Here is a 6,873-nt window from a genome sequence, read left to right on the forward strand (position 1 = left end):
CGAAAGCGTGTCGGTCCACCGCTCGCCAGCGCCGCCGCTAAGTGCCCGCTGGCCGAACGACGCCCGTGGACGCCTACCGCATCGCCTACGACGGCCGCCCGTTCCGGGGCTTCCAGCGCCAACCGGACGTGGCGACCGTCTCGGACACGCTCATCGACGCGCTCGACTCTCTCGGCGTCGAGACGGACGCGACGGGGTTCCGCACGGCTACGCCGCCGCCGGCCGCACCGACGCCGGCGTCTCGGCGCTCGCCCAGACCGTCGCCTTCGAGGCGCCCGAGTGGCTCTCGCCGGCCGCGCTCAACAGCGCTCTCCCCGCGGCCGTCCGCGCGTGGGCCAGCGCCGACGCGCCCGAGGACTTCCACGCGACTCACGACGCCACAGCGCGGACCTACACCTACTACCGCCACGCTCCCGAAGCGCCCCTCGACCGCGCCCGGACGGCCGCCGCCGCGCTCTCGGGCGACCACGATTACCACAACCTCACGCCCGACGAGACGGGGACAGTCCGGGAGCTCTCTGTCGCCGTCGAACGCGAGGCACCGTTCCTGATCGTCACTGTCAGCGCCGGCGGGTTCGCCCGTCAACTCGTCCGGCGACTCGTGACCGTCCTCGACGACGTTGCAACCGGCCGCGCCGACAGAGAGTGGATCGACCGCGTCCTCGGCACCGAGACGCTCTCGGGTCCCGAGGGTATCGCGCCCGCCTCGCCGTACCCGCTCGTCCTGACCGACGTCGCGTATCCCGACCTGACCTTCCAGCGGGACGGCGACGCCGCCGACAGCGCCCGGACCGTCTTCGCCGACCGTGCCGCCGAGTTCGCGGCCCGCGCCCGGGTCGCCGACCACGTCGCTGACGGCGTCGGCGAGTGACCGAAGAGATTTAGCGGCCGCCGGCCCCCGCTGTCGGTATGCCGGACCTCACCGCACACCACGTCGGTATCACCGTCTCGGATCTGGACCGCGCCGTCGCGTTCTACCGCGACACCTTCGGGCTGGACGTACTCGCTCGCTTCTCCGTCGGCGGCGACGCCTTCGCCACGGGCGTCGACGTCGACGGCGCCAGCGCCGACTTCGCTCACCTCGACGCCGGGGACGCCCGGATCGAGTTGGTCAGCTACGACCCCGAAGGCGTCGCCCGCGAGGACCAGACGCTGAACGACCCCGGTGCGTGTCACGTCGGCCTCTCCGTCGACGACGTGTCGGCGTTCTACGACGGCCTCGCCGACGACGTCGAGACGCTCAGCCCGCCCCAGACCACCGAGTCCGGGACGACCCATCTGCTTCGTCCGGGACCCCGAGGGGAACCTGATCGAGGTCCTCGACGCCTGATGGACCGCGAGTGGCCGCCACGACCGCGTCGAGTGCTCGCGCTCGCCGGCGTCGCCTGCACGCTCGCGTCGCTTTGGTTTCCCTACGCGACGCTGGCCCTCGGCGGCCGGAGTGTCGCCGTCGCCGCCACGGCCGACCCGCGCTCGCCCGTGTTCGTCCTCCCGATTCTGGTGGTCGTCGGTGCGGCGCTTTCGGCCGTCGACCCGACGCGGGGCGAGCAGTTGATCGGCGGCCTCTTCGGGTTCTTACTCCTCGCGGCCGTTGTCGGCCCGTTGTTCGTGCTCGAGTTGACCGGCTGGCCCGGGCCGGGGCTGTGGCTGTTGTTCGTCGGCTGGCTCCTCGTGGACGCGGCCGACGACCTCGACCCCGCGCTGACGAACGAGCGCGCGGACCGCCGGGTCGTTTACGCTGCCCTCACAGCGCTGTTCGTGGCCGGGTCGGTGTTCTTGGCGACCCACCGCGCCGCGGCCGTCGACGGCGCGTCGCTCGCGGTCACGGCGCTGTGGCTGGCAAGCGGTGTCCTCGGCACGGCGGCGTGGGGCGTCGCGCTCTGGTGGGAGCGGACGGCCGACCGGACGAGCGCCCGTTAGGCGCTCGGTTCCGGCTGTTCCTCGTTGGCGGTTCCGTCGAGGCTCTCGATGGCCTCGACCGCGCCGCGTTTGTACGTCTCCGGCGAGAGGTCCGGGTACTCCTCGCGGGCCATCTCGACGTACTCGTCCGGTTCCTCGCTGTCGAACGCTTTGACCCGTTCGAGGGTACGCTCTGCCGTCTCGACGACCCAGCGGTCACGCGTCGACTCGTCGACGCGGGTGATCGACTCCGGCCGGACGGAGACGTTCACGTCTCCCTCGTCGGTCTCGTAGGTCCGGGGCTTGCCGACGACGGCGACGTACGCCGGCGGCTCCAGTTCCCGGAGCATCGACGCGGCGTCTGGCTGGTACTGCCCGGCGTACATGAAGAACGTGTCGCCGTTGGGGTCGACGACGCGCCCCTGCCAGTACTCGCTGTCCTCGCCGACGTCTTCGGTCTCGGTCAGCGTCCCGACGACGAAGATGCGGTTGGCCCGCTGCCCGGTCGGCAACAGGACGTACACCGGCGCTCGTTCGTCGTCGCTCTCTTTGAACGTGAAGCTGGCGTCGTTGAACTCGCGGGCGAAGACGCGGCGCGCGACTTCGCGGGTGGGTGTGGATGCCATCTCAGATCGACCTCGCTTTGATGAGCGCCTGCTCGGTGTCTACTGGCCCGGTCAGCGTCTCCGTCTCGTCGGCCAGCAGGTACCGGCCGTAGGTCGGGCCGGTGACCCGGTAGTACAGTCCGAGGGTCTTCTCGCGCATCTCGTCGGCGACGACGCTCGTGTCCAGCGCGTCCATCGCCATCTCTTTTGCCTCCTCGAGGGCGATGCCGGTCAGCGCCTCGGTGGCGTCCTTGTCGAAGATGACCTCCGTGACGTCCTCGCCATCGTCCAAGACGCCCTTGATCCGGAGGTCGAACTCGCCCTCGACCTCGCCGTGTTCGTTACAGCGCCCGTTCTGGAGGACGCGGGTACAGTCGTCCTCGGGACAGCGCTTGATGAGGCCGCTGCCGCTCTGGATGTCGACCAGCGCGCCCTCGACGGTGAGGTTGTCGTCACCGACCTCTATGTCCTCGTCTATCTCGGTGATGGTCGTCGTCCGGTTGAGTTTGACCGAGAACCGGCCCTCGTACTCGTCGGTGACGACGTTCCGGAGGTCGTAGGCCTTGCCTTCCTCGAGTTCGTCGAGTTCGGACTTGGACCACTTGGTGAACTTGATCGTCCCGGTCTCGTCGCCCAGCAGGCCGACCTGTGCGACCGCGTCGCTGCGCGGTTCCCAGAGGTCGACGACCTTCACGGTCATATCGATCCACTCCTCGGGGGAGTCGACCTCGGCGGCCTTTTTTTGCTCGTTGCCGTCGCCACCGCCGCCGCCGAGGTCCTCGCGGTCCATCCCGGCGTCGTCGAGGTAGCTACTGATGACGCTGCGGCGCGCCTCCTCGGCGGGGACTTTGTACTCGTTGACCAGCGTATCGAGGCGCTCCTCTATCTCCTCGACGGAGACGTCTATCTGGTCGTCGAACTGCTCGTGTATCTCTGTCGCGTGGGTATGCAAATCCGTCATTGTCGGTTCCGTCTCCGCTTTGTTTTCGGTGGGAGACATTCGACGGTTGGTCGCCACCACATATAAACTCTGGCCGAGCGCGGTGAAAGTGATCCTCGGCCGCGAGCGCGCTCTTGCGGGCGTCACGGGCAGACGACGGAGAAGGCCTATGTCGCTGGCGGCCACAGCGAGCGTATGGACGACGGCCGCCTCGAACGGTTTCTCCGGTCGACGCTCCGCTCGGCGGGCGAGCAGTACGGGGAAGCCCGGCGGACCTACGCCTCGGCCAAGCGCGCGGCCGCCGCGGACGTTCCGGTCGATGAGAACGGCGACGCGAGAATCGTCTGCCGACGCCACGCCGAGCGACGCGCGGTGACGCTGGACGGGGAACTGCGCCCGGACTGTTTCGAGTCCGACCACCCGGACTGTGAGGGCTGTGTCGAGGACGTCCGCGAAGGGACCGTCGAGACGTGGTAGCTACGCGTCGAGCGCCGACGCCAGTTCGTCCCGTTCTTCCAGTTCGACGATGATGTCGCTACCGCCGACGAACTCGCCGTCGACGTACAACTGCGGGATGGTCTCCCACCCGCTGTGAGACTCCAGTGCCTCCCGGTACGCCGCCAGCGCCGGGAGAACGTTCACACACTCGAACTCGACGTCTCGCCGGGCGAGCGTCCCCACCGCACGCTGTGAGAACCCACACTGGGGCTGCTGTGGCGTCCCTTTGATGAACAGCACGCGGTCCTCGCTGTCGAGGAGTGTCTCGACTCGCTCCGGTACGTCCTCGGGCGCGACGTTCTGTGACTGGTCGAAAGCCATAGCCGCTAGTCGTCACGACCACCTGAAAGACCTTCCGTAACTCCGAAGGGTTACGCTACTGGCCGGGCGCGTCGCTCGGGGCGTCCGCGGGTGTGTGCGTCGTTATCTTCAGCGCGTGGATGTCTGTCGTGAGATGCCCTTCGACGGCGTCGTGGACGAGGCTGTGCTGGTCGACCAGTGACTTTCCCTCGAAGGCAGGTGAGACGACTTCCGCGGCCATATGGTCGGTGTCGTTCGGTCGCGGCGTGGTGACGCGGGCGCTGGCCTCGGGCAGTGCGGACTCGATCAGCGCTTCGACTTCCTCGGGGTCCATACGCGACTGGAGGGGACCGGCGGGCAAAACGCTTGGCCAACCTCTTTTCGCTGGGCCGCAAACCGGGCGGTATGGACCGACCGATTGTGGCCGTCGTGCTGGCCGGCGGGACGGGGACGCGCCTCTACCCCGCCGCGCGGAGCGACCGACCGAAGCAGTTCCAGTCGTTCGGCGGCGACCAGTCGCTGCTGTCACAGACCGTCCGACGAACGGGATTCGCCGACGAGACGTACGTCCTGACGAGTCCGGAGTACGCCGACCGGGTCGAAGACCACGCTCCGGGGGCGGCCGTCCTGACCGAACCGGAACCGAAAGACACCGGCCCGGCGATGGTGTACGCCGCCCACCGCATCCGCGAGCAGGTCGGCGACTGCGCGTTGGTGTGTCTGCCCAGCGACCACCACGTCGACGGCGAGTTCGCGCCCACGGCGCGGACGGCCGCCCGCGTCGCCGCCGAGACGGACCGGCTGGTCACCGTCGGCGTCGAACCCGACCGCCTCGAAACCGGGTACGGCTACATCAAGCCCGACGAGGACCGCGGCGACTACCATACTGTCGAAAAGTTCGTCGAGAAGCCCAGCCTCGGGGCCGCCGAGCGCTACCGCTACCACGGCTACTACTGGAACGTCGGCGTCTTCGCGTGGACGCCCGAGACGCTGCTCGCGGCCGCCCGCGACACTGACCTCGAACCGATGGTCGCGGCCCTCGACGACGGGGACGCCGCGGCCGCATTCGAGGTCGCTCCGTCGGTCAGCGTCGACTACGCGGTGATGGAATCGAGCGAGAACGCCGCCCTCGTCCCCGCCGGCTTCGAGTGGGACGACATCGGCGCGTGGAACGCCCTCGCCCGCGTCCGGGAGGGCGATGCCGACGGCAACGTTGTCCTCGGCGACGCCATCACGCTGGACGCGAGCGACAACGTCATCGCCACCGACGGCCACGTCAGCGCCGTCGGCGTCTCGGACCTCGTCGTCGCCAGTTTCGGCGACCGGACGCTGGTGCTCCCGAAACGACAGAGCCAGCGCGTCCGCGAGGTCGTCGAGCAGTTGCGCGCGGACGGGAAGTTCTGAGCTCTCGACGACCCGAGAGCGACCCGACGAATCCTCGCTACGATGATAAATATTATTTCCCACTGTGTAGTAATCATCGTATGAACAGACGGCAGATACTGCTGACGCTGGGAGGCGGTGTCGCGGCCGGAGTAGTCGGTTGTTCCGGCGGCGGTACCGAGGAGACGGAGACGGCGGCGTCCCCTCCGCTCGGCGGTATCTACTTCTGGTCGAACATCGCGGCCGACGCCGGCCCGGTGGACGTGGACCTCACCGTCGAGAAAAACGGCTCACAGGTGTTCGAGACGACCTACGAGTTCGACGGCGAGGAGACGCGCAAACTCTACGACACGAACTGGTTGGGCGAGGCCGTTCCGTACACCGTCACGCTCGCGTCGGACGCCCACGACGAGCCGACGACGGTCTCATCCACCGATTTCGACCTACAGGGACTGGACGACGACTGCTGGACGCTGTTCGTAATGTTCGACTCCTCGCAGTTCAGTCCCGGTGCGTGGCTGACGTGTACCCCGGAGTCTCGGCCGACCACCGTCGACGACTGACGGCGTGGTGACGCGTCCCGTCCGAGTCCCGACGGAGCGACAGTCGACAGACGGTGTCAACTCCGCATCGACCCGCCGTCGACGGGCAAGGCCGTCCCGGTGAGATAGCTGGCCCGGTCGCTGGCGAGGAACGCAACCGTGTCGCCCAGTTCCTCGGGGTCGCCGATGCGGCCCAGCGGTACGTCGTCGGCCCAGTCCGCGAGTCCCTCCTCGTAGCTGTCGTACTCGCCGCGTTCGATGTCGGCTTCGATGAGTTCCTCGACTCGCGCCGTCTCGTGTGCGCCCGGCAGGACGGCGTTGACCCGTATCTCGGGCGCGAACTCCCGGGACTGGGTCTTGACCAGTCCGATCACGCCCCGCCGGACGGCGTTCGAGAGGACCAGTCCGTCGATGACCTCCCGGACCGACCGCGAGGTGATGGCCGTGATGGACCCGCCGCCGTCGGCGAGATGCGGCCGGGCCGCCCGGGTCGCCCAGACGTAACTCATCACCAGCATGTCGTAGGCCTCGTACCAGTCGCGCTCGTCCATCTCTGCGAAGGTTCCGCTGGGCGGGCCGCCGGCGCTGGTGACGAGGTGATCGAGACCGCCGAACTCGTCGACGGCCTGTTCGATCAGCGCCCGCACCTCGTCGGGGGCGGTGATGTCGGCCTCGACGGCGACGACGTCGCCGTCGCCGGCGGCGC

Annotated in this window: 9 protein-coding genes and 2 pseudogenes; 6 read left to right on the forward strand and 5 right to left on the reverse strand. The window is 68.6% G+C overall.

What is annotated here, in order from left to right:
• The first annotated feature begins 65 nt into the window (after positions 1-65).
• From truA to GJ629_RS18090, 3 genes and pseudogenes are all read left to right on the forward strand, one after another.
• A pseudogene (gene truA / locus GJ629_RS13120) lies at positions 66-871 on the forward strand (tRNA pseudouridine(38-40) synthase TruA).
• A 38-nt stretch (positions 872-909) separates the two neighbouring features.
• Positions 910-1,330, forward strand: a pseudogene (locus tag GJ629_RS18085) (VOC family protein).
• Positions 1,330-1,920 (forward strand): hypothetical protein, encoded by a 591-nt coding sequence (locus GJ629_RS18090; RefSeq protein ID WP_157513456.1) that lies wholly within the window; start codon positions 1,330-1,332, stop codon positions 1,918-1,920. The pseudogene GJ629_RS18085 and the gene GJ629_RS18090 overlap by 1 nt, the downstream one beginning before the upstream one ends.
• Here the strand turns inward: GJ629_RS18090 and GJ629_RS13135 are convergent.
• Positions 1,917-2,525 carry an RPA family protein gene (locus GJ629_RS13135; protein WP_157513457.1) on the reverse strand — a complete coding sequence of 203 codons (609 nt, stop codon included), beginning with the start codon at positions 2,523-2,525 and terminating at the stop codon, positions 1,917-1,919. The genes GJ629_RS18090 and GJ629_RS13135 overlap by 4 nt on opposite strands.
• 1 nt (position 2,526) lies before the next feature.
• Complete coding sequence (locus GJ629_RS13140) at positions 2,527-3,465, reverse strand: replication factor A (protein WP_157513458.1); 939 nt, start codon at positions 3,463-3,465, stop codon at positions 2,527-2,529.
• A 174-nt stretch (positions 3,466-3,639) separates the two neighbouring features.
• Between GJ629_RS13140 and GJ629_RS13145 the strand changes: the two genes are divergently transcribed.
• The gene (locus GJ629_RS13145; protein WP_157513459.1) at positions 3,640-3,921 is read left to right on the forward strand and encodes a hypothetical protein; all 282 of its coding nucleotides are present in this window, start codon (positions 3,640-3,642) and stop codon (positions 3,919-3,921) included.
• On the opposite strand, the gene GJ629_RS13150 is transcribed toward GJ629_RS13145, so the two are convergent.
• Positions 3,922-4,263 carry a glutaredoxin gene (locus tag GJ629_RS13150; RefSeq protein WP_157513460.1) on the reverse strand — a complete coding sequence of 114 codons (342 nt, stop codon included), beginning with the start codon at positions 4,261-4,263 and terminating at the stop codon, positions 3,922-3,924.
• 55 nt (positions 4,264-4,318) lie between these two features.
• Complete coding sequence (locus GJ629_RS13155) at positions 4,319-4,576, reverse strand: BolA/IbaG family iron-sulfur metabolism protein (RefSeq protein WP_157513461.1); 258 nt, start codon at positions 4,574-4,576, stop codon at positions 4,319-4,321.
• A 71-nt stretch (positions 4,577-4,647) separates the two neighbouring features.
• Between GJ629_RS13155 and GJ629_RS13160 the strand changes: the two genes are divergently transcribed.
• Positions 4,648-5,646, forward strand: a complete 999-nt coding sequence (locus tag GJ629_RS13160) for a mannose-1-phosphate guanylyltransferase (protein ID WP_157513462.1) — start codon at positions 4,648-4,650, stop codon at positions 5,644-5,646.
• Positions 5,647-5,726: 80 nt separating this feature from the next.
• Complete coding sequence (locus tag GJ629_RS13165) at positions 5,727-6,188, forward strand: hypothetical protein (protein WP_157513463.1); 462 nt, start codon at positions 5,727-5,729, stop codon at positions 6,186-6,188.
• 56 nt (positions 6,189-6,244) lie between these two features.
• Here GJ629_RS13165 and GJ629_RS13170 read toward each other — a convergent pair.
• Positions 6,245-6,873 (reverse strand): SDR family oxidoreductase (locus GJ629_RS13170; RefSeq protein ID WP_157513464.1); only part of this gene is annotated, 629 nt, incomplete at its 5' end.

Source organism: Halapricum sp. CBA1109 (genome assembly GCF_009741825.1).
Taxonomy (GTDB): Archaea; Halobacteriota; Halobacteria; order Halobacteriales; family Haloarculaceae; genus Halapricum.